The organism is Mesorhizobium sp. BR1-1-16, from assembly GCF_020165495.1.
GTDB lineage: Bacteria > Pseudomonadota > Alphaproteobacteria > Rhizobiales > Kaistiaceae > Kaistia.
Genome location: NZ_JAIUIE010000001.1, coordinates 351247 through 372729, shown reverse-complemented (window position 1 = coordinate 372729; position 21483 = coordinate 351247). Strand labels below are relative to the sequence as shown.

The window sequence follows — 21483 nt, the reverse complement described above, 5'->3', positions numbered from 1 at the left end:
GTCCAGCATCGGGAAAGCGGTGCAGACAGCGCTGTCTGCCACACCTGCAAGAGATATGTGAACCGTCATCTCAAGACGGCACCGTTCGGGAGGACAAGATGAAGGCAGCCGAGGCGCCGTTCAGACTGGTCGACTATACGCCGCCGTCTTTTCGCATCGACAAAGTCGATCTCGACGTGCGGCTGGACAAGTCGGCGACGCGCATTGCGGCGCGGCTGGCGATCCGCCCCGAGCCCGGCGCGCCAACCACGCTCGAGCTCATCGGCGATGAACTCCAGTTTTCGGGGTTGAAGCTCAATGGCGTTGTTCTTGCGCCGGGCCGCTTCACCGCGACTCCGTCGCTGCTGACGGTCATCGACGTCCCAAGCGGTCCGTTTACGCTCGAGGTCGAAACGATCGTCGACCCGTCCGCGAACACCAAGCTGATGGGGCTTTATCGCAGCAGCGGCACCTATTGCACCCAATGCGAGGCCGAGGGCTTCAGGCGCATCACCTATTTCCTCGACCGGCCCGACGTGCTGGCCGTCTATACGACCCGCATCGAGGCGCGGAAGGACGAGGCGCCGATCCTGCTCGGCAATGGCAATCCCGCAGGCCATGGCGACATTCCCGGCACCAACCGCCATTTTGCGATCTGGCACGACCCGTTCCCGAAGCCGTCCTATCTGTTCGCCCTCGTTGCGGGTGATCTCGGCTCGATCCGAGACAGCTTCACGACGCAATCCGGCCGTGTCGTCGATCTCAGGATCTATTGCGAGCATGGCAAGGAAGCGCGGTGTCTCTATGCGATGGACGCGCTGAAGCGCTCGATGCGCTGGGACGAGACGGCGTTCGGGCTCGAATATGACCTCGACGTCTTCAACATCGTCGCCGTGTCCGATTTCAACATGGGCGCAATGGAGAACAAGGGGCTCAACGTCTTCAACGACAAATACGTCCTCGCCGATCCCAACACCGCGACCGACATCGACTACGCCAATGTCGAAGGCGTCATTGCGCATGAGTATTTCCACAACTGGACCGGCAACCGCATCACCTGCCGCGACTGGTTCCAGCTCTGCCTGAAGGAAGGCCTGACAGTCTTCCGCGACCAGGAATTTTCGTCCGACATGCGCTCGCGGTCCGTGAAGCGCATCGCCGATGTGCGGACGCTGCAGGCGCGGCAGTTTCCCGAGGATGGCGGCCCCCTCGCTCATCCCGTCAGGCCCGAAATCTATCACGAAATCAGCAACTTCTATACACCGACGGTCTATGAGAAGGGCGCTGAGGTCGTGCGCATGTTGAAGACGATCCTCGGTGAGGATGGCTTCAGCCGCGGCATCGATCTCTATTTCAAGCGCCATGATGGCGACGCCGCCACGATCGAGGACTTCCTCGCCTGCTTCGAGGAGGCGACCGGCACGGACCTTCGCCAGTTCAAGCTGTGGTATGCCCAGGCCGGGACGCCGCAGGTCACCGCGAAGGGCCAATATGACCCCGCGAAGCGGCGCTATCGCCTGACCCTTGCGCAGAGCCTGTCGCCAACGCCAGGGCAGCCGGTGAAACGGCCGATGCACATCCCAATTCGCTTCGGCCTGATCGGGCCGAATGGCGGTGATCTCGACTATTCGGCCGCGACCGGTTCGCGCGTCGATGGCGATGTCATTCACCTGACCGAAGCAAGCCAGACCGTCGTCTTCGAGGGCGTCACAGCGCGGCCGGTGCCCTCGCTGCTGCGCGGCTTCTCCGCTCCGGCCCGGCTCGCCATCGATATCAGCGCCGAGGATCTCCTGTTCCAGGTCCGCGCCGACAGCGATCCGTTCAACCGCTGGCAGGCGGCGCAGACGCTGGCGATGCGCAACCTCGTTGCCGGCGCCGCCAACGGATCAACGACCGAACCCGCCGATCCGGCGCTGGTCGATGCGCTGGGCGTCGTCATCGATGACCAGCGGCTCGAGCCGGCGTTTCGCGCTCAAGTCTTGCAGTTGCCGAGCGAGGCCGACATCGCGCGCGAAATCGGCGAGAATGTCGATCCGGACGCCATCGCCATCGCTCGGCGTCAGTTGCGTCAGGCAATCGTCGCGAGCCTCGGCCCGAAACTCCTGGCAATCCACGCCGCGCTGGCGACGGAGAGCGGATTCACTCCTGATGCGTCCAGTGCCGGCAGCCGCTCGCTGCGCAATACGATCCTCGATCTGATGGTCGCCTCGGGCAGCCGAGCCGCAATCGGCGCGGCCGTGTGGCAGTTCGAAACCGCGGACAACATGACCGATCGCCTCGGTGCGCTGGCGGCGCTGTGCCATGCGGCCCTGCCGGAACGCAAGGCTGCGCTCGACATGTTCCACGACGCCTACCAGCATGACCCGCTGGTGCTCGATAAATGGCTGACGCTCGAAGCCAGCGTCCCCTCACCTGAAACGCTCGACCGCGTGAAGGCGCTGCTGGCGCATCCCTCCTTCGCCGTATCGAACCCCAACCGCGTCCGCGCCCTTGTCGGCAGTTTCTCAAGCGCCAACCAGACGCAATTCAATCGCCCAGACGGCGCTGGCTACGATTTTCTTGCCGATTTCGTCCTCGATCTCGACCAGCGCAACCCACAGACGGCGGCCCGGCTGCTGATCGCCTTCCGTTCCTGGCGCTCGCTGGAACCGCTGCGCCGCGCGAAGGCGGAGCGGGCCTTGGAGAGGATCGCGGCCGCCTCCCGCCTTTCGCCCGACACACGCGACATCGTCACGCGCACCCTCGCCTGACCCAGCGAGGCCTCGGCCGCGCGAAGTACGCGGCTTCCGCATGGCTCTCAGAGGCCTTCCACAGACGGAAGCCGAGGGTTTCCGCGTGGTTAATGAATATGATTAACGAAAGGTGAATTCAGCCTAGACAACCTGATTCGGGTCGATTCAAATGGACCTGATTCGGGGTGTGGCGTCGCCCGATGACAGCATAAATCAGGGGGCTGGCATGGCGCGGGCAGAAACAGCCGGTGCGTCTCAGAGCGAACATTTGCCTATCGCCAAGACCATGTTCGCAAGGAAGCAAGCTGTGCGCGGTCACGCTCGACTGCTCGCTCAGCCGACCTACGAGAAGCTGCTGGCGGCCGAGCCGATCCTTCGCCGTTGCATCCCCGTCATCATCATCATCTTCCTGCTGTTCGTTGCCTTCTCGCGCATCGTCCATCTCTACGACCTCCGGCTCGAGCGCGAGGCGGAGGCGCGCGACATGCTCAGCATGGTCGCGACCGTCGTCGCCGAACGGCTGACCCGCCAGGAGCCGTCATTGCCGACCGAAGGCTATGCGATGGCGCTGCAGACCGTGCTGGATGCGGCTCTGCCCCCGGTCGCGACCGATATGGGTCGACGCATCTTCGTCACCGATCCGACGGGCCGCATCCTCGCGACCGCGCCGCGCTCGCCCAGCGAGGAAGGGCTCGACTTCGACAATGTCGTGCACGACGCCCAGCCGATGATCATCTTCGGCGAGCGCGCCGGCGTCCTGCCGGTGCAGCTCGAAGGCGACGGGGCTGCGCTTGGCACGCTGCGCCAGCTCTCGGGCGGGCTCGGCTATGTCGCCGCGACGACGCCGCTGGCCGCCGTCTATCGCGGCTGGCGCGACGACGTCTCGATCAATGTCACGGTCTTTGTCGGTACGAGCGCGATCCTGCTCGTCATCCTCTATGGCTATTTCGCCCAGTCGGCGCGGGCGCAGCAGGCGGATCGCATCTATCACGAGACCTATGCGCGGTTCGACACGGCGCTCCGCCGCGGCCGTTGCGGCCTCTGGGACTGGGATGTCGCGCGCGGACGCCTGTTCTGGTCGAAATCGATGTTCGAGCTGGTGGGCATGACGCCGCGAGACACGCTGCTCGGCTTTGGCGAGGTCAACGCGCTCGTCCATCCCGACGACGGCGATCTCATGGATCTCGTCGAGGCGCTCTACGAGACCGGGGAAACCACGGTCGATCGCATGTTCCGGATGCGGAAAGCCAGCGGCGGCTTCGTCTGGCTGCGCATCCGCGTCGAACTGGTCGACGCCGACGAGGCCGAGCCGCATCTGATCGGCATCGCGGTCGACGTCACCGAACAGATGCGCCTCGCCGAGAGTTCGCGGACCGCCGATATCCGCCTGCGCGACGCGATCGAGACGATCTCGGAGGCCTTCGTGCTCTGGGACACCGAGAACCGGCTGGTGATGTGCAATTCCAAATACCAGCAGCTGCACGGCATTCCGGATTCGGTGCTGCAGGTGGGCACGCCCTATGCCGAGGTCGTCGCCGCCGGTCGGCAGCCGATCGTGCGCACCCAGATCCCGACGGATGAGCGCCATGAGGCCGGTGGCCGCTCCTTCGAGGCCCAGCTCAATGACGGCCGCTGGCTGCAGATCAATGAGCGGCGCACCAAGGATGGTGGCTTCGTCTCGGTCGGCACCGACATCACCACGATCAAGCGCCACGAAGAGAAGCTGATCGATGGCGAGCGGCGTCTGATGGCAACGATCGCCGATCTCCGGCAGTCACGACAGAAAATGGAGCAGCAGGCGCGCGAAATGGTGGAACTGGCCGAAAAGTATTCCGAAGAGAAGGACCGGGCCAACGCCGCCAACCAGACCAAGTCGGAGTTCCTTGCCAATATCAGCCATGAGCTGCGCACGCCGCTCAACGCGATCATCGGTTTCTCGGAGATCATGCGCTCGGGCCTGTTCGGGCCGCTCGGCTCGCCGCGCTATCTCGAATACTGCGAGGACATCCATGCGAGCGGCAATTTCCTTTTGAACGTCATCAACGACGTGCTCGACATGGCCCGCATCGAGGCCGGCCGGATCGCGCTCGACATGGAGCCGCTGTCGCTGGACGAGATCGTCGACGAGGCCTCGCGCGTCGTCGGCGCCGAGGCGGAGCTGCGCCATGTCTCGGTCGAGGCCGATGTCGAGCCACATCTGCAACTGGTTGCCGATCGGCGCGCCGTGAAGCAGATGGTGCTCAACCTTCTGTCCAATGCCGTGAAGTTCACGCCCGAAGGTGGTCGCGTCAGCGTGCGCGCCCGTCGGATCGGCACCGCCGTGACGCTGTCGATCGAGGATACCGGCATCGGCATTCCGAAAGATGCGCTGAAGAAGCTCGGCCGTCCGTTCGAACAGGTGCAGAACCAGTTCACCAAGAGCCACAAGGGCTCGGGTCTCGGCCTCGCCATCACGCGCTCGCTGGCGGAGCTGCATGGCGGCGCGATGCGCATCCGCAGCCATGAGGGCAAGGGCACCATCGTCTCGATCCGCCTGCCGACCGGCCACGAAATCGGTGCGCCAACCCCTACAGGCGCCTCGGCCGGCGCCGCGCTCAGGCTCGGGGCTTCGGCGGAACCTTCCCGATAATCCGCACGAAGGCGGCGCGGACATCGGCTTCGGTGGCGCGGAGATGCGCGTCGAGAGTCGCGAAATCGGGGAGCTCGGCCGCCCGGGCCAGCAGCGCCAGCAAACCCTTCGGAACCGCGTCTGCGCTGAACGCGCCGCCGACGCTGAGACGCAGGATCTGCGTCAGCCGCTGGAACAGCCTGAGCGACGGCAACAGCACCTCGGCCTCGGCCGGCGGCAAGAGGCCCGCCCGCGAAGCGGCGGCCAGCACCGTTTCGGTTTCGGTATCGAGGATAGCCGGATGCGCCGCGCCATGCACCAGTTGCAGATATTGCGCGACAAACTCGATATCGATCAGCCCGCCAGGCGCCTGCTTCAAATCCCAAGGGCCTTCAGCCGGCTTTTCGCTCTCGAGCAAAGCGCGCATGTCGAGCACATCAGCGGCGATCTTCTTCGCCGCGCGCGGCTGAGCAAGGACTTCCGCCACGACTGCCGACGCCTCGTGCATCAGCGAGGCGTCGCCGGCGATCGGGCGCGCCCGCGTCAGTGCCATATGTTCCCAGGTCCAGGCGGACTTGGTCTGGTAGTCCTTGAAGGCGCCGATATGAGTGGCGAGAGGACCGGCATTACCCGACGGCCGCAGCCGGAAATCGACCTCATAGAGCGCGCCCTCGGCGGTCGGCGCCGAGATGGCCGCGATCAGACGCTGTGTCAGGCGCGCAAAATACTGGCTGCCCATCAACGGCTTCTCGCCGGACGAGGCCGGTTCGCTCTCGTCGAAATCATAGAGCAGCAGCAGATCGAGATCGGATGCTGCCGTCATTTCGCGGCCGCCGAGCTTGCCCATCGCCACCAGCGCGATACGCCCATCCTTGACGCGGCCATATGACGCCTCGAATGCGGCCCGGACATGATCGAGCAGGCGCGCGAGCAGCAATTCGGCCAGATCGGCATAGGCGAAGCCGGCAGCACGCGCGCCAACCGTCCCGGCGATGACGCGGATGCCGATGAGAAAGGCTTGCTCCTTGCCGAAGATGCGGATGCGGTCCAGCACCTCTTCAAGAGCAGCGGCGTCGTCCAGCATGGCATCGAGCCGCGTGGCGATGGTCGCGCGATCCGGCAGCCGGCCGAAAAAGGCGGGATCGAGTAGCGCGTCGAGCACATGCGGCCGGGCCGTCACGATGTCGGCGAGGCGCGGCGCGGTTCCCATCACCAGCGTGATGAGATTGAGCAGTCCAGGATTGGAGCTGAGCAGCGCGAAGAGCTGCACGCCGGCCGGCAATCGCGCCAGCAGCCGGTCGAAAGCGTTGAAAGCAGCATCGGCATTGTCCGAGGTCGCGAACGCCTCGAGAAGCGCCGGCGTGATCTCGGTCAGACGCTCGCGGGCAGCCGCGGACCGCATCGCGGGATAGCGACCGAAATGCCAGCCGCGCACAGTCCGGCTGACCTCGCGCGGATTGGTGTAGCCAAGCTCGCCTAGCGTCGACACAGTTTCCGGATCTTCGTCATCGCCCGTGAAGACCAGGCTGCCGATGCTCGCAGACAGCGGCGGTGCGGTCTCGAACAGGCGGATATAATAGTCGCGCACCGTCTCCATCGCGGCGCGCAACGCTGCCGAGAACGCCTTGACCGTGCGGAAGCCGGAGAGCCGCGCGACCGTATCGAGCGCGTCGTCATCCGCCGGCAGCGTATGCGTCTGCTGGTCGGCGATCATCTGCAGCCGATGCTCGACCTGACGCAGCAGCCGATAACAACGCGCGAGATCAGTGGCGGCCTCCGGCTCGATCCAGCCCTTCGCCACCAGGGTGTCCAGCATCTCGATCGTGCTGCGGCCGCGCAGATCGGGATCGCGGCCGCCTGCGATCAACTGCTGCGTCTGCACGAAGAACTCGATCTCGCGAATGCCGCCGCGGCCGAGCTTGATGTTGTGACCAGCGATCGCCACGCTCTCATGGCCGCGATGATCGTGGATCTGCCGCTTGATCGAATGAATGTCGGCGATCGCGGCGAAGTCGAGATATTTGCGCCAGACGAACGGCGTTAGCTCACCCAGGAACGTCGCGCCAGCCGCGATGTCGCCGCCGACCGGCCGGGCCTTGATCATCGCGGCGCGTTCCCAGTTCTGGCCGCTCGATTCGTAATACTGGAAGGCCGCCGGGGTCGAAAGCGCGAGCGGCGTCGAGCCGGGATCAGGACGAAGGCGCAGATCCGTGCGGAAGACATAGCCATCACCCGTTCGCTCCTGCAGCAGCTTGACCAGCCGTCGCGTCAGGCGAACGAAGAAGGTGCCGATCTCGTCGCGGTCGGCAACGCGGGCGCGCTCGGGATCGAACAGCACGATTAGGTCGATATCGCTCGAATAGTTCAGCTCAGCCGCGCCGAGCTTGCCCATCCCGATGATGATCCAGCCGCTGTCGCGGCAGGGTGCATCGGGATCAGCCAGTGTGAGAGCGCCAGCGGCTGCCGCATCGGCCAGCAGAAAACTGGCGGAAGCGTCGATCGCGGCATCGGCAAATTCCGTCAGCCGGCGGGTCACATCCTCGACCGACCAGACGCCACCGAGATCGGCGAGCCCGACGAGCAAAGCGACCTCGGCGCGGGCGTGGCGGAGGCCCGCCATGAGGATAGCCTCCTCGCCGCTCCGCCAGAGTTCGCCGACGCGGGCCAGAATGCGCTCGAAGCGCGCGGCGGGTGGCGCGGCGAGGATCTCGAGCCAGCGTGATATGTCGGCGAGCGCTGTATCCTTCAGGAAGGGAGAGGCCGCGAAGACCGATGCGGTGAAGGACGCGAGATCGGCATGCGCATCGGTAAGTGCAGACCAGATCTCGCTGCAGTCCGCGCTCTTCACCGCTTCGGCGAGATCGCGAAGGGCCGCCTTCCGCGCCATCGCCTTTGGCGGCGCGACGAGCGGGCGGATCAGCGATGCGAGCGATGCCATAGCGGTCTGATCCGAATCATCCATGGCGAACGGACGCCTCCCCGCGTCAGCCTTCGGCTGGGAAACGGAGCGTCACGACGAGCCCCGGTCCAGCGTCACCGAGCGACAGGCTACCATGGTGGAGCCGCGCGACGGCATCGACAAGACTGAGCCCAAGGCCGCTGCCGGGCTGGGAGCGGCTCTTCTCCAGCCGGACGAAGCGTTCCAGCACACGCTCGCGCTCGGAGGCGGGAATGCCGGGACCATTATCGGCAACCTGGATGACGATGTCGCCGCCCTCGCGCCGCGCCGTCACCTCGACGCGTGCCGGCGCGGGTGGCTCGTCACCGGTCTTTACATATTTGATCGCGTTGTCGACGAGATTGCCGAGCGCCTGGCTGATCAGTTCGCGACTGCCGAGCATCGGCAGCGGCTCTTCCAGCGACAGCGCCAGATAGACCTCGGCCTCTTCCGCCACGGGCTCGTAGAACTCGGCAACATCGGCGACGACGCGCGCGAGATTGATCGAGGCCATCGCCCCATCCGGTGAACCGGCCTCGATGCGGGCGATCATCAGCAGCGCATTGAAGGTCCGGATGAGCTGATCCGAATCCTCGATCGTCGCTTCCAGCGCCGCGCGATATTCATCCGTCCGCGCAGGTCCGGCCAGCGCCGCCTCGACGCGTGTGCGGAGGCGGGTCAGCGGCGTCTTCAGGTCATGGGCGATGTTGTCGGAGACTTCCTTGAGCCCGGAAAGCAGCGCCTCGATCCTGTCGAGCATCGCATTGAGGCTCGCGGCGAGACGGTCGAACTCGTCGCCCGTGCCGGTCACTTCGAGGCGGCCTGAGAGATCGCCGTCCATGATCCGCCGGCTCGTCGCCGAAACCTGATCGATACGCTTCAGCACGCGGCGGCTGACGAAGAACCATGAGAGCAGCGCCAGCGCGATGAGCAATCCGACGCCGATCATCATCGCCTTGGCGACCACGACGCGGATGCGCTCGATATCGCTGACATCGCGGCCGACCAGCATGCGCAGACCGTTCGGCAGCGGCAGGACGCGGACCATCGCGAGATGGCGCGTGCTGTCGCCCTCGAGCCGCTTATAGGGAATGGTCACCGGATCGAGGCCGCTGCGCTGCAGCAGTGCCGAGGGCACCTCGGTCACGTTACCGGCGACGACATTGCCGCTCGCATCGGCGATCACATAGAGACTGGCGCCGGGAACGCGGCTGCGCTGCTCGATCGCCGCGACGATGCCGGTGAGGCCCTTCGAGAGACCTTCGTCGGCGAGGACGCCGATCTCCGCCTCGATCGAGTCCTGGACTTGCTGGGTCAGGATGCGATCCGTCTCGCGCGAGATCCAGCCGACGAATACTACGGCGAACACGGTGAAGACGACAAAATAGGTCGCCGCCAGCTTGAACGCGGTCGTGCGGACGACCTTAGCGATGGCTGTCACGGATCATGTATCCAGCGCCGCGCACCGTATGCACGAGCGTTTCGCTGAAGCCCTTGTCCACCTTGGAACGCAAGCGCGAGATATGCACGTCGATGACATTGGTCTGCGGATCGAAATGATAGTCCCAGACATTCTCGAGCAGCATGGTGCGCGTCACCACCTGGCCGGCATGCTTCATCAGATATTCGAGCAGGCGGAATTCGCGCGGCTGCAGCGGGATCGGTGTCTGTGCGCGGCGCACAGTATGGCTGAGGCGGTCGAGTTCGAGGTCGCCGACGCGCAGCAACGTTTCGGCCTCGCCGGGCTTGCGGCGGCGGGCGAGAACTTCGACACGGGCGAGCAGTTCGGAAAACGCATAGGGCTTGGCGAGATAGTCGTCGCCGCCAGCGCGAAGGCCCGTCACGCGATCATCGACCTGCCCGAGTGCCGAGAGAATCAGCACGGGCGTATCGTTGCCCTTGCCGCGCGCCTCGGCGACGAGCGTCAGCCCGTCCTTCTTCGGCAGCATGCGATCGACGACCATCACATCGTAGCGGTTGGTCTCGGCCAGAAAGGCGCCCTCCTCGCCGTCAGCGGCATGGTCGGGCACATGGCCGGCTTCCTTCAGCGCCTTGACGAGATAGGCGGCGGTTTCTCGGTCGTCTTCGACAAGCAGGATGCGCATTTCGAAACGTTAGCCGATTCAGAGGGAGGACGGCAGCGCCGGAACAACGGGCGCGCGAAAAGAAAACGGCAGGCGGGGGGCGCCGCCTGCCGATCTTGCGGTGGCTCGCAGCAAAAACACACCACGAGCGGACCGCGAAGCGGGTAGCCCGATCGCCGAGGCGATCGGGCCGGGTTTGCTGATCAGGCCTTGCCGAACGGCAGTGCCACGAAGCGGGTGTGGTCGCCGGACTTGATGCGGACGAGAACCGCCTTCATGCCGGCCTTCTTGGCATCGACGACCTCGCGCTCGACATCGCCGGGGCGAGAGACTTCGCTGCCGCCGACGGCGAGGATCACATCGCCGGGCTGGATGCCCTGCTCGGCAGCCGCGCCATCCGGATCGACTTCCGAGACGACCACGCCCTTGTCGTCAGGCGCCGCCGTCAGCGCGAGGCCGAGATCCGCAACCGATGCCGGCTTGGCCGGCTCGTCGGCGCTCGCCATCTTGTCCTCGCTCGGCAGCTTGCCCAGCTTGACCTCGACGGTCTGGTTCTTGCCGCTGCGCACGATCCCGAGCTTGACCGTCGTTCCCGGCGCATAGCCGGCGATGATCTGCGAGAGATTGCGCGCGTCCTCGACGGTCTTGCCGTCGACGCTGACGATCGCATCGCCCGACTTGATGCCGGCGAGCGTGGCGGGGCTGCCCTCCTGCGGCTCGGCGACGAGCGCGCCCTTGGCGTCAGCCATGTTGAGGCTGTCGGCGATATCGCGGGTGATCGGCTGGATCTGGACGCCGAGCCAGCCGCGGACGACCTCGCCGTGATCCTTCAGATCGCCGATGACGCGCTGCGCCGTGGCGGCCGGAATGTCGAAGGCGATACCGACGCTGCCGCCCGAGGGCGAATAGATGGCGGTGTTGATGCCGATGACCTGGCCATTCATGTTGAAGGTCGGGCCACCGGAATTGCCCTTGTTCACCGAGGCGTCGATCTGGATGAAGTCGTCATAGGTGCCGGCGCCGATGTCGCGGCCGAGCGCCGAGACGATACCAGCCGTCACCGTGCCGCCAAGGCCGAACGGATTGCCGACGGCCACGACCCATTCGCCGACGCGGACATCGCCGGGAGCGAATTCGACATAGGTGAACTTCTGCTTGGTGTCATCGACCTTGAGCAGCGCGAGATCCGTCTTCGGATCGGTGCCGATCAGGCGAGCGGTATATTCCTTGCCGGCGGAATCGGTGACCGTGAAGTCGGTCGAACCATCAACGACATGGTTGTTGGTGACGACATAGCCGTCCTCGGAGATGAAGAAGCCGGAGCCGAGGCCGATCGCCTTGTGCATCTGCGGACGCTTGTTGCCGCCCATGCCGTTCTGCTGGTCCTGGAACTGCTTGAAGAAGCGCTCCATCGGCGAGCCGGGCGGGAACTGGCCGGGGTTCGGCATGCTGAAGCCATTGCCATTGCCGCTGTCTTCATCCGACGCATCGGCGACTTCCGACTTCACGCGGACGCTGACGACCGCCGGCTTCACCTTGTCGACGAGGTCGGCGAAGTTCGGCAGCTGCGGGGCGGCCGACTGCACGCGGACGGCGTCGGCATAAGCAGGCGAACGGCTGCCGATGACGGCCTCGCCGGCAAAGCCGCCGACAATCAGCGCGGCCGCCGCGGTGCCCAGCACCAGGCGGGTGCGGAGGCGGCTGCCAACCTTCGGGGTCTGTTCGGTCATCTGGTTTTCTCTCCAACGTGGAAGCATCGGGTGAGCTGTTGGTCCGGGGGGAACCGAAGCTCTCGAGGGAGAGAATGCTGCCGCCCACCTTACGGACGGCTGTCACACGCATGAATGTTTCGTAATGTTGCGGCGCTTCAATCGTCGCGGGCGAGAAGTGCCTCGACGCGGCGCTCTTCGTCGGCCGTGAGCGCGGCCGGCTCGGCGGCGCGGCGGCGGCGGAAGAGACCGAATGAGAGGGCAGCGCCAATGATGAGAACCAGCGGCGCGGCGGCCCACAGCAGCAGCGTATGCCAGGCAAAGGCCGGGCGCAGCAGCACATATTCGCCGTAGCGATCGACGAGGAAGGCCTTCACCGCGGCGTCGCTGTCGCCGGCCTTCAGCCTTTCGCGGATCAGGATGCGGAGGTCGCGGGCGATCGTCGCATCGGAATCATCGATCGACTGGCTCTGGCAGATCAGACAGCGCAGTTCGGCCGAAAGCGACCGTGCCCGCGCCTCCAGCACCGGATCGGGCAAAACCTCGTCGGGCTGGACGGCAAAGGCCGGCATGAGCGAAACGACCAGGAAAAGAGCCGCGAGCAGCCGCCGCATCAGGGTCATTCCGCTGGCACTGCCGCGCTGGCACGGGCCGGTTTCGGGGCGCCGACGCGCAGCCGGCGATCGGACAGCGACAGAGCCCCGCCGAGCGCCATCACGATCGCGCCGAGCCAGATCAAGAGGATCATGACCTTGTAGTAGATGCGCACCACGGTGGTGCCATCCGCCTTCACGTCGCCGAGCGAAATATAGAGCTGCGACAGGCCGAAGCTGTGGATCGCCGATTCCGTCGTCGGCATGTTCTGGACCGAATAGAGCCGCTTCTCCGGCGCCAGCGTCGCGACGGTCGTGCCGCCCTCGCGGACCGTGAAGCGGGCGGCCGTGCCGGTATAAGTGCCGCCCGAAACCGGCAGGAAGCCATCGAGCGTCACGATGCGGCTCCCGATCGTCACGCTGTCGCCGGGCTTCATCGTCGTGATCGTCTCGGTGTTCCATGTCGTGGAGACGATGATGCCGAGCACGGTAAGCCCGAGGCCGCAATGCGCGAGCGTCATGCCGAAGGCTGCACGCGGCAACCCGCGGGCGCGGCGGACGCTCTCGGCGAGCGGCGCCCGGAACAGCTTGACGCGAAAGGCAAATTCCGAGAGCGAGCCGACGAGCAGCCATATGGCGAGCGCGATGCCGAAGAAGGTCAGCGCCTTTGACGGGCCCGCGAAGAGGAGACCGACGCCGATCGTCAGCAGAACGGCGGCAAAGGCTGCGAAAAGCCGCTGGCTCGCGGCCAGCAGATCGCCCCGCTTCCACGCGAGGAACGGCCCAAACGGCACCGCGATCAGCAGCGGCACCATCAGCGGGCCGAACGTCATGTCGAAGAAGGGCGCGCCGACCGAGATCTTCTCGCCCGTCAGCGCCTCAAGCGCCAGCGGATAGAGCGTGCCGACCAAGACCGTCGCGCAGGCCGCCGTCAGCAGCAGATTGTTGAGGACGAGCGAACCCTCGCGGCTGATCGGCGCGAAGAGGCCGCCTTGCGCCAGCGTGCCGGCGCGCAGGGCGAACAGCGAAAAGCTGCCGCCGATGAACAGGCAGAGGATGACGAGAATGAAGATGCCGCGCGTCGGATCCGTCGCAAAAGCGTGCACCGAGGTCAGCACGCCGGAGCGAACGAGGAAGGTACCGAGCAGCGAGAGCGAGAAGGTGAGGATCGCGAGCAGGATCGTCCAGACCTTCAGCGCATCGCGCTTCTCCATCACGACGGCCGAATGAAGCAGCGCCGTCGCCGCGAGCCAGGGCATGAAGCTCGCATTCTCGACCGGGTCCCAGAACCACCAGCCGCCCCAGCCAAGTTCGTAATAGGCCCAGTACGAGCCCATCGCGATGCCGAGCGTCAGGAAGATCCAGGCGGTCAGCGTCCAGGGGCGCACCCAGCGCGCCCAGGCCGCATCGATGCGGCCGTCGATCAGCGCTGCGATTGCGAAGGCGAAGGAGATCGAGCATCCGACATAGCCGAGATAAAGCAGCGGCGGATGGATCGCGAGGCCGATATCCTGCAGCACAGGATTGAGGTCATTGCCCTCGACCGGCGCCGGGACCAGCCGCAGGAAGGGGTTCGACGTCGTCAGGATGAACAGCAGGAACGCCGTGCCGATCGCCGATTGCACGGCGAGCACCAGTGCCTTGAGCCGCATCGGCAGATTGTTGCCGAAGGCCGCGACCAGCGCGCCGAACAGCGCAAGGATCAGCACCCAGAGCAGCATCGAGCCTTCGTGATTGCCCCACACGCCGCTGATCTTGAAGATGAGCGGCTTCAACGAATGCGAGTTCTCGACGACGTTGCGAACCGAGAAATCGGAAACGAGATAAGCGTGCGTCAACGCGGCGAAGCTTGCGGCGACAAAGACGAACAGCGCGATCGAGACAGGCGCGGCAATCGCCATCAGCCGCCTGTCACCGGCCAGCGCGCCATAAAGCGGCAAAGCCGCGCAGGCGATCGAAAGCGCCAGAGCGAGGACGAGTGCGTAATGACCGAGTTCGACGATCACCGCGTCACCGATTTCGGTTCGGGGCCCGTTGCCTCGGCTTCCGGCCGCCACTCGCCACTCTTCTTCAGCGCCTCGACGACTTCCTTCGGCATATAGGTCTCGTCATGCTTGGCGAGGATCGTATCGGCCTGGAAATAGCCGGCCGCATCGACCTTGCCTTCCGCGACGACGCCCTGCCCTTCACGGAAGAGATCGGGCAGCATGCCCGTATAGCGCACCGGGACCGCCGCCTTGCCGTCGGTCACCGCGAAACTGATCTTCGGTCCGTCCTTGACGACGCTGCCCGTCTCGACGAGACCCCCAAGCCGCAACCGTCGATCGGGCGCCGGAGGATTGGCGGCGATCTCTGAAGGCGTCGCGAAGAAGGCGATGCCATCGGACAGCGCGAACAAAATGAGCCCAACGGAACTCGCGAGCACAAGGCCTGCCAGTCCGATCAAGGTGAGACGTCGCTGCTTCCGCGTCATCCTGGATTCCGCCTCACACGCCCATCATCACGGTTTCGCCGCCGCAACGCCATTGTCCACCGCGGCCTTCTCGACGCCCGCAAGAAGGTCGGGCTTGCCAGCCAGTGCCGTCCGCGCGCGCGCCAGGGCGGCCGTGGCCTCATCCGGCCTGCCGAGAACCATATAGGCGCGGAAAAGCCGCGACCATCCATCGGTATCCTCTGGCGCGGTATCGAGCCGCGCGGCGAGGCCGGAAACCATGCCCTCGATCATCGCCTGCTGCTCGCCGGTGGATTTGCCAGCGGCATCGGCCATGTCGGCGGCGCTTGGCCCGGGCGCGGGATTGGTCACGCGCTGCAATTCCGCCTGCGCCACCGGCAGCCAGGGTGCGTCGGCGGGCGCGCCTGCGATCAGCGTCTTCCACGCCGCGATCGCAGCGTCCTTGTCGCCGGTCTGTCCGACGGCGACAGCTTCATAGAAGCCGGCCCGGTCATTCTTCGGATCGAGGTGCAGCGCGCGGTCAAACGCCGCCTTGGCGTCGGATGTGACGAGGCCCCCCGCCTGGCTGGTAAGCGCCTCGCCGAGCAGGGCCTCGCGATCGGCGGTCGAGCCGAGAATGCGGATGGCATTGCCATAGGCGCGCACCGCATCGTCGAAGCGACCAAGCTTCAGATAGACGGGACCAAGCAGCTCCCAGCCGGCGCCGTCGCCGGGATCATCGCGCAGATGCTGCTCGACCTTGCCAATCAGCGTCGCGATATCGGCATCGGCCGCCACCGTACTGCGGCTCGCCAGCGGCTGATCCGGCGTCGCTGGCGATCCGAGCGCGAGATAGGTGCCGAGCGCCACGATCGGCAACAGGATGGCCGCGACGATGAATCCGGCCGCTACGGCCCGGCGGCCGCCCCTTTCGGAAGTCGATCGAACGGCGTCGGGCCGGAGCAGGCGGCGGGACAATTCGATCCGCGCCGCCTCGGCCTCCTGATCGCCGATCAGGCCGCGCTCGCGCTCAAGCTCGAGCTCGTTCAGCTGATCACGATAGATTGAGCGCGCGGACCCTTCGGCATCGGCCGGGCGGCGGCCAAGCGGCACCAGCACGGCCAGCGAAGCGAGGGCCGTCATCGCGGCCATGAGGATCCATTGCAGCATCGGTTCCATCCCGGCCCACTCAATAGCGGGCCGGGCAGCGCTCCGCATCCCGCAATCTGTCGCGGGCTCAGTTCACCGGGCGCCAGGTGCCGTCGGGCTGACGGCAAGCGGTGCCGCGGGCCGTCTGGGGCTGCCCATCGATCCAGATCTGATGCGTATAGTCGCGACACTCATAGGAGTTGACGCGGTAGCGCGGTCCGGGAATGACTTCGCCGCGGGCGCCGCCCTGCTGCCAATCAACCGGAGCGCCGGGACGGCCGGTCTCGAGCGCCTCGAACTGGGCATCGGCAGCACGCTGCTGCTGCTGCGCATCGAGGCTGACACCGATCGCATTGCCGATGAAGGCACCGACGAGGCCGCCTGCGATCGTTGCCGCCACCTTGCCACTGCCCGATCCGAACTGATTGCCGACCAGGCCGCCGAGCGCGGCACCGCTGACGATGCCGACCTGCTGATTGGTCGGCCCGCCCTGACAGGCGGCCAAGCCAAGGCTCGTGACCCCGATGACGACGAATGGTGCGATCCGCATGCTGCCTCTCATCCTTGCGACGCTTCGGCGTCGTTTCTACTGGGCGCCCTTCCTACAACAGCATGGCGGAAGTTTGATTACCGGAAGATGATCTTCAGTAATCATGCCATGACTGCCGGCAGTCGAAGCTCGGCCCTGAGGCCGCCCAGCGGCGCGCGGCTCATTCGGAAATCGCCCTCATAAAGGGCGGCAAGATCGGTAACGATCGAAAGACCGAGGCCCGAGCCTGGCTTGCTCTCGTCGAGCCGCCGTCCGCGCCGCGTCGCTTCCAGCATTTCCGGCTCGGTCAGGCCCGGGCCATCATCGTCGATGCGAATCACCAGCGCCTGATCGTCGTTCTCGCGCTCGAGCATCGCCGTCACGACGACGCGGCTCTCAGCCCATTTGCAGGCGTTATCGACGAGGTTGCCGACCATCTCCTCGAGGTCCTGCTGCTCGCCGCGAAAGCGCAGCCCCGCCGCGACATCAAGTTCCAGGTCGCGGTCGCCATGGATGCGGCTCATGGCGCGGACCAGTCGCTCCAGCGCCGGCTCGACTTCGGTGATGGCGCCGATGACCTTGGAGCGCGCAGCGATCCGGGCGCGGTCGAGATGATGGTTGATCTGCGTCCGCATGAGCTCGGCCTGCTCGCTGACTTTCGCGGCGAGCGGCCCCTGCCCGGCCCGCGCCTCGTTGGTGATGACGCTGAGCGGCGTCTTCAGCGCGTGGGCGAGATTGCCGACATGCGTCCGCGCGCGCTCGATGATCTCCTGGTTCGAGGCGATGAGCGCATTGAGCTCCTTGGCCAGCGGTTCAAGCTCGGCCGGGAACGGGCCTTCGAAGCGCTGTTCGCGGCCGCTGCGCATTTCGGCGAGCCCGTGGCGGACACGGTCGAGCGGCTGCAACCCCCAGCGGATCTGCACGCCGACCGCGACGATGAGCCCGATGCCGAACACGGCCAGCGTCAGCGCGACGCTGGTCTGGAAATTGCGGATCTCGGCTTCGAGCTGGCTGGCATTGCCGGCGATGAGAACATCATAGCGGTGATCGGCATCGAAGATGATCGTCCGGCTGAGGACGCGCAGCTCCTGATTGTCCGGACCGGTCAAGACGGCAGATTCGACGCCGTCGACCGTCCCAACATTGGTCGCCTTGGCGATATCCAGCGTGTCGGTGGCGAGCGAGCGCGAGGCGAGTACCACCGGACCGCCGGATTTGCGAACCTGCCAGTACCAACCGGAATAGATGAGCTCGAAGCGCTGTTCGCCGAGATTGCCGGGATCGCCGAGCTGGCCGGGCGACTGCATCGCGAGATTGCCGACCAGCGTCTTCAGATAGACGCCGAGGCGCTCGTCAAAGCCGCGCTCCACCGTTTCCCGATAGAGCGAGGTCAGGATGAAGGCGGCGGCGATCAGCGCCACGGCAGCCCAGACCGAGGCGCCCGCGACGAGGCGGAAGGCGAGCGAATCGAAGCGCGGCTTCATGAGGCCTTCGGCGTGATGATCCGGTAGCCGAGGCCGCGAACCGTATCGATCAGATCAGGCGCCACCTTCTTGCGCAGCCGGCCGACAAACACCTCGATCGTGTTCGAGTCGCGATCGAAGTCCTGGTCGTAGAGATGCTCGATCAGTTCGGTACGCGAGACGACGCGGTCGCGGTGGTGCATCAGATATTCGAGCACCTTGTATTCATGGGCTGTGAGCTTGATCGGGTTGCCGTCGACCGTGACGCGGCCAGCCTTGGTGTCGATGCGCACGGGTCCGCATTCGATCTCGTTGGTCGCATGACCGGCGGCGCGGCGCACCAGCGCGCGGATGCGGGCGAGCACTTCCTCGATATGGAAGGGCTTGGCGACATAGTCATCGGCGCCGGCGTCGATGCCCTGCACCTTGTCGCTCCAGCGGTCGCGCGCCGTGAGGATCAGGACCGGCATGTTGCGGCCTTCCCGGCGCCAGGCTTCGAGCACGCTGATACCGTCCATGCGCGGCAGGCCGATATCGAGGACGACAGCGTCATAGGGCTCGGTCTCGCCGAGGAAATGGCCCTCCTCGCCGTCGCGGGCGCTGTCGACCGTGTAGCCGGCGGTTTTCAAGGCATCGGCCAGCTGGCGATTGAGATCGGGATCGTCCTCGACGACGAGAATGCGCATGAATTCCGCTCCGCTGTCAGCGACCGGCGATCGCGCCGCTACGGGCGTCGATCTGCAGCCGTTCGACCTTGCCGCCCGCCCCGAGCACATTGACGACATAGACCAGCCCGCCGCCGCCATGGCAAAGCTGGGCCGAGACGACATCGCCCGGCAGATTGCCGCGCACCTGGCTGAGCGAGATCGCCTCGCCGTTCTGCACCGCCTGCCGCGCCTCGCCGGGCGAGAGGCAGCCCTGCGCGCGGGCAGCCCCGCCCATGCCGGACAGGGCAAGGGCGGCCACGAGAAGCACGGCGCTGATGCGATGCGTGAACATGGGGCCGTTTTAGCAGGAGCGGATGAACACCGGCTGAATGGGTAGCGCGGAACCGCAGGCGGAACAACGCGTCAGCGGCTTCCGAGCGGCACCTTGGCGACCCAGCGTCCATGCAGGGCAATCAGGGCGCCCGCTATGCTGCCGCCGGCCATGGCGATGTCGATCAGCGCCGAGCGCTCGTCGGCGCCGAGCTCATGGCCGGCAAGAAGCGCGATCAGTGGTGCGAGCGCGGCGATGATCGCGCCCCAGGTGACCCGCGAGCGATACCAGGGCTCGGCATTCGTGACATGGCCGAGTGCCGGATCACCCGCAATGGCGTCGGCAACCGCTATCCCCAGCGCCGGCAGCTCCGCGCTGGAAATGACGGTTCCATTTCGCCCGGCCGCGGCCGCGATCGCTGGCGTGAGCGCATCCGCGAGGCGGCCGGCGAGGTTCGAAGGCTGTTTGTCGTCCTGCATCTTGTATCTCCCTTGATGCATGGCGCGGCCGGCTAAATGCCATGCCTTCGCCAGAATTCAGCGCAATAGCTTGAGCGCTGCGGGGCAGCGGAGCGGTTAAATGCTGAAAGCGATTGTCGTTTCGGCCCTCGGCGGCATCATGTCCGGCCATTTCGTGCGCAACGGCTGGAAAGCCCTGTTCCTCGTCGTCGCGCTGATCGGCGCGGAAACGACCTACGAGGTCATCCACCATCATTGGTCGGGCAGGCACGATGTCGGCGTCTTCGGACTGCTCGACACCATCGGATCCGGAGCCGTCCTGGTCGGCGAAGCCCTCTCGGTCTGAAAAAAGCAGTATCTGCCGGAACCACATCGATGGCGCGCGATTGATTGAGCGGATCGCGCAAGCGGTCCACCAGCCGGTCCCACACCGGTGAGCCCGCCGATCCCCCGACGGCGGGCTCTTCTGTTTTCTGCGCCCTGCACCGCTCTTTTCTTGCGATGGCGCAATCTTCATCATTCCGCAATCAATTATGACTCTGCTCCGCGCGGGATCTCGCGGGCATCGGGCGGTGCGGGATTCGTCTCTCTCCTGAAAGGCCGAAACATGATGAAGCAGATGTCGTGGCGCGCCGCAGTCCTATGCGGTTTTCTCGGACTGGCGCCGTTTGCGGCACCGGCCCTGGCAGCGGACGAAGCGCCGAAGCCGATCATCGAGCAGGGCGCGCTCGATCTCCTGAAGAAGATGAGCGACACGCTGAAGGCGGCGAACGCCATCGAGCTGTCGATCACCGATTTCCGCGAGGTGCCCTCCTCGCAGGGCCAGATGATCACCTTGGCGACCACCGCCGACATCACCGCCGAGCGGCCGAACAAGTTCCGCGCCGAAGCGGTCGTCAACGGCGCCGAGACCAGCTTCATCTATGACGGCAAGACGTTCACGGCGCTCGACAAGGCGAAGAACCTCTATGTTTCGGGCGAGATCGGCGCCGACAAGATGGAGACCTTCTTCCAGAAGCTCGCCGAAGCGCGCGGCATCGAATTCTCGGTCGCCGATTTCCTGTCGAGCGATCCCTATGCGATCTTCTCCAAGGGGCTGACCAACGCCTACGACGTCGGCACCGCGACCATCGATGGCGTTACCACCGAACATCTCGTCTTCGCGGCGAAGGGCCTGGAATGGCAGCTCTGGATCGATCCGGCGACGAACCTGCCCCGCCTGTTCACGGTCATCTACAACGACGTGCCGCGCGAGCCTCGCTTCCTTGTCAGCTTCCGGTCGTGGAACCTGAAGGCGACGCCGGCTGCCGACAGCTTTACCTTCACTCCGCCGAAGGACGCCACGGCGATCGGCTTCCTGCCCGCTGGCACGCCCTGATCCGACCCCGAGACGCTGAAGGAAACATCATGTCAAAGAACCTTGTTTCGAAAACCGTTCTCTCGCTTCTCGCGGCCGGAGCCCTGATCGCTTCGGCGATGCCGGCCTCCGCCTGGGTGGCGGCGCATGGCGGCGGCGTATGGCGCGGCCCGGCTGGCGGCGTTCACGCCTATAGCGGCGGCTTCGTTGCTGGCGGCCCGCGTTATGGCTATGCGCCCCGTTACGGCTATGGCTGGGGCGCGCCAGCAGGCGCTGTCGCCGGTGCAGCAGTTGCCGGCGCGGCTGTCGGCCTCGCGGTCGGCGCCACCGTCGCCTCGCTGCCGCATACCTGCACAACGATTGCCGGCCCAACCGTCATTTATGGCTGCGGCGGCGTCTACTACAGCCCGTATTACGCGCCATCGGGCGTCGTCTACCAGGTGGTTCCCGCTCCTTATTGAGTGAACCCGGCTGG

At 65.7% G+C, this 21483-nt stretch carries 18 protein-coding genes; 5 read left to right on the top strand and 13 right to left on the bottom strand.

Annotated elements, in window-relative coordinates:
- The first annotated feature begins 98 nt into the window (after positions 1 to 98).
- Both pepN and LB518_RS01860 read left to right on the top strand, forming a co-directional pair.
- Positions 99 to 2729: an aminopeptidase N gene (gene pepN, locus LB518_RS01865; RefSeq protein ID WP_224572379.1), complete on the top strand. Its 2631-nt coding sequence runs from the start codon at positions 99 to 101 to the stop codon at positions 2727 to 2729.
- 289 nt (positions 2730 to 3018) lie between these two features.
- Positions 3019 to 5340, top strand: a complete 2322-nt coding sequence (locus LB518_RS01860; protein WP_353619923.1) for a sensor histidine kinase — start codon at positions 3019 to 3021, stop codon at positions 5338 to 5340.
- Here the strand turns inward: LB518_RS01860 and LB518_RS01855 are convergent.
- The 13 genes from LB518_RS01855 to LB518_RS01795 all read right to left on the bottom strand — a co-directional run bounded on the left by LB518_RS01855 (position 5306) and on the right by LB518_RS01795 (position 19672).
- Positions 5306 to 8257, bottom strand: coding sequence for a bifunctional [glutamine synthetase] adenylyltransferase/[glutamine synthetase]-adenylyl-L-tyrosine phosphorylase (locus tag LB518_RS01855; RefSeq protein ID WP_224572375.1), 2952 nt, complete (start codon positions 8255 to 8257; stop codon positions 5306 to 5308). The genes LB518_RS01860 and LB518_RS01855 overlap by 35 nt on opposite strands.
- A 46-nt stretch (positions 8258 to 8303) precedes the next feature.
- Entirely contained in the window at positions 8304 to 9698 is a 1395-nt protein-coding gene (locus LB518_RS01850) for a sensor histidine kinase (protein ID WP_224572372.1), read from the bottom strand.
- The gene (locus LB518_RS01845) at positions 9682 to 10362 is read right to left on the bottom strand and encodes a response regulator transcription factor (RefSeq protein WP_224572370.1); all 681 of its coding nucleotides are present in this window, start codon (positions 10360 to 10362) and stop codon (positions 9682 to 9684) included. Before LB518_RS01845 ends, LB518_RS01850 begins: the two co-directional genes overlap by 17 nt.
- A 182-nt stretch (positions 10363 to 10544) precedes the next feature.
- A complete protein-coding gene (locus LB518_RS01840; RefSeq protein WP_224572368.1) occupies positions 10545 to 12071 on the bottom strand; it encodes a Do family serine endopeptidase in 1527 nt (508 codons plus the stop codon).
- A 137-nt stretch (positions 12072 to 12208) separates the two neighbouring features.
- On the bottom strand, positions 12209 to 12664 hold the full coding sequence (locus tag LB518_RS01835; protein WP_224572366.1) for a cytochrome c-type biogenesis protein: 456 nt from the start codon (positions 12662 to 12664) through the stop codon (positions 12209 to 12211).
- Positions 12665 to 12669: 5 nt separating this feature from the next.
- The gene (locus LB518_RS01830; protein ID WP_224572364.1) at positions 12670 to 14649 is read right to left on the bottom strand and encodes a heme lyase CcmF/NrfE family subunit; all 1980 of its coding nucleotides are present in this window, start codon (positions 14647 to 14649) and stop codon (positions 12670 to 12672) included.
- Positions 14646 to 15116: a cytochrome c maturation protein CcmE gene (ccmE, locus tag LB518_RS01825; protein ID WP_224572362.1), complete on the bottom strand. Its 471-nt coding sequence runs from the start codon at positions 15114 to 15116 to the stop codon at positions 14646 to 14648. The genes LB518_RS01830 and ccmE overlap by 4 nt, the downstream gene beginning before the upstream one ends.
- Before the next feature lie 27 nt (positions 15117 to 15143).
- The gene (ccmI, locus tag LB518_RS01820) at positions 15144 to 16244 is read right to left on the bottom strand and encodes a c-type cytochrome biogenesis protein CcmI (RefSeq protein ID WP_224572360.1); all 1101 of its coding nucleotides are present in this window, start codon (positions 16242 to 16244) and stop codon (positions 15144 to 15146) included.
- 67 nt (positions 16245 to 16311) lie between these two features.
- Positions 16312 to 16773 (bottom strand): RT0821/Lpp0805 family surface protein, encoded by a 462-nt coding sequence (locus LB518_RS01815; protein ID WP_224572358.1) that lies wholly within the window; start codon positions 16771 to 16773, stop codon positions 16312 to 16314.
- 101 nt (positions 16774 to 16874) lie between these two features.
- Entirely contained in the window at positions 16875 to 18236 is a 1362-nt protein-coding gene (locus tag LB518_RS01810; protein ID WP_224572356.1) for an ATP-binding protein, read from the bottom strand.
- On the bottom strand, positions 18233 to 18901 hold the full coding sequence (locus tag LB518_RS01805) for a response regulator transcription factor (protein ID WP_224572354.1): 669 nt from the start codon (positions 18899 to 18901) through the stop codon (positions 18233 to 18235). Before LB518_RS01805 ends, LB518_RS01810 begins: the two co-directional genes overlap by 4 nt.
- Before the next feature lie 16 nt (positions 18902 to 18917).
- Positions 18918 to 19214 carry a PepSY domain-containing protein gene (locus tag LB518_RS01800; RefSeq protein ID WP_224572353.1) on the bottom strand — a complete coding sequence of 99 codons (297 nt, stop codon included), beginning with the start codon at positions 19212 to 19214 and terminating at the stop codon, positions 18918 to 18920.
- Positions 19215 to 19285: 71 nt separating this feature from the next.
- Positions 19286 to 19672 carry a hypothetical protein gene (locus LB518_RS01795; protein ID WP_224572351.1) on the bottom strand — a complete coding sequence of 129 codons (387 nt, stop codon included), beginning with the start codon at positions 19670 to 19672 and terminating at the stop codon, positions 19286 to 19288.
- A 100-nt stretch (positions 19673 to 19772) separates the two neighbouring features.
- Between LB518_RS01795 and LB518_RS01790 the strand changes: the two genes are divergently transcribed.
- From LB518_RS01790 to LB518_RS01780, 3 genes are all read left to right on the top strand, one after another.
- The gene (locus LB518_RS01790; protein WP_224572349.1) at positions 19773 to 19997 is read left to right on the top strand and encodes a hypothetical protein; all 225 of its coding nucleotides are present in this window, start codon (positions 19773 to 19775) and stop codon (positions 19995 to 19997) included.
- 261 nt (positions 19998 to 20258) lie between these two features.
- Positions 20259 to 21029: a DUF2092 domain-containing protein gene (locus LB518_RS01785; RefSeq protein WP_224572347.1), complete on the top strand. Its 771-nt coding sequence runs from the start codon at positions 20259 to 20261 to the stop codon at positions 21027 to 21029.
- Positions 21030 to 21058: 29 nt separating this feature from the next.
- Positions 21059 to 21469, top strand: a complete 411-nt coding sequence (locus LB518_RS01780; protein WP_224572345.1) for a hypothetical protein — start codon at positions 21059 to 21061, stop codon at positions 21467 to 21469.
- Positions 21470 to 21483 lie beyond the last annotated feature (14 nt).

Bases quoted from the DNA above. Each gene is read 5' to 3' on its own strand.
- pepN (WP_224572379.1), top strand. From the start codon at position 99: ATGAAGGCAGCCGAGGCGCCGTTCAGACTGGTCGACTATACGCCGCCG.
- LB518_RS01855 (WP_224572375.1), bottom strand. From the start codon at position 8,257: ATGGCATCGCTCGCATCGCTGATCCGCCCGCTCGTCGCGCCGCCAAAG.
- LB518_RS01845 (WP_224572370.1), bottom strand. From the start codon at position 10,362: ATGCGCATCCTGCTTGTCGAAGACGACCGAGAAACCGCCGCCTATCTC.
- LB518_RS01840 (WP_224572368.1), bottom strand. From the start codon at position 12,071: ATGACCGAACAGACCCCGAAGGTTGGCAGCCGCCTCCGCACCCGCCTG.
- LB518_RS01835 (WP_224572366.1), bottom strand. From the start codon at position 12,664: ATGCGGCGGCTGCTCGCGGCTCTTTTCCTGGTCGTTTCGCTCATGCCG.
- ccmE (WP_224572362.1), bottom strand. From the start codon at position 15,116: ATGACGCGGAAGCAGCGACGTCTCACCTTGATCGGACTGGCAGGCCTT.
- ccmI (WP_224572360.1), bottom strand. From the start codon at position 16,244: ATGCTGCAATGGATCCTCATGGCCGCGATGACGGCCCTCGCTTCGCTG.
- LB518_RS01815 (WP_224572358.1), bottom strand. From the start codon at position 16,773: ATGCGGATCGCACCATTCGTCGTCATCGGGGTCACGAGCCTTGGCTTG.
- LB518_RS01810 (WP_224572356.1), bottom strand. From the start codon at position 18,236: ATGAAGCCGCGCTTCGATTCGCTCGCCTTCCGCCTCGTCGCGGGCGCC.
- LB518_RS01805 (WP_224572354.1), bottom strand. From the start codon at position 18,901: ATGCGCATTCTCGTCGTCGAGGACGATCCCGATCTCAATCGCCAGCTG.
- LB518_RS01800 (WP_224572353.1), bottom strand. From the start codon at position 19,214: ATGTTCACGCATCGCATCAGCGCCGTGCTTCTCGTGGCCGCCCTTGCC.
- LB518_RS01795 (WP_224572351.1), bottom strand. From the start codon at position 19,672: ATGCAGGACGACAAACAGCCTTCGAACCTCGCCGGCCGCCTCGCGGAT.
- LB518_RS01790 (WP_224572349.1), top strand. From the start codon at position 19,773: ATGCTGAAAGCGATTGTCGTTTCGGCCCTCGGCGGCATCATGTCCGGC.
- LB518_RS01785 (WP_224572347.1), top strand. From the start codon at position 20,259: ATGATGAAGCAGATGTCGTGGCGCGCCGCAGTCCTATGCGGTTTTCTC.
- LB518_RS01780 (WP_224572345.1), top strand. From the start codon at position 21,059: ATGTCAAAGAACCTTGTTTCGAAAACCGTTCTCTCGCTTCTCGCGGCC.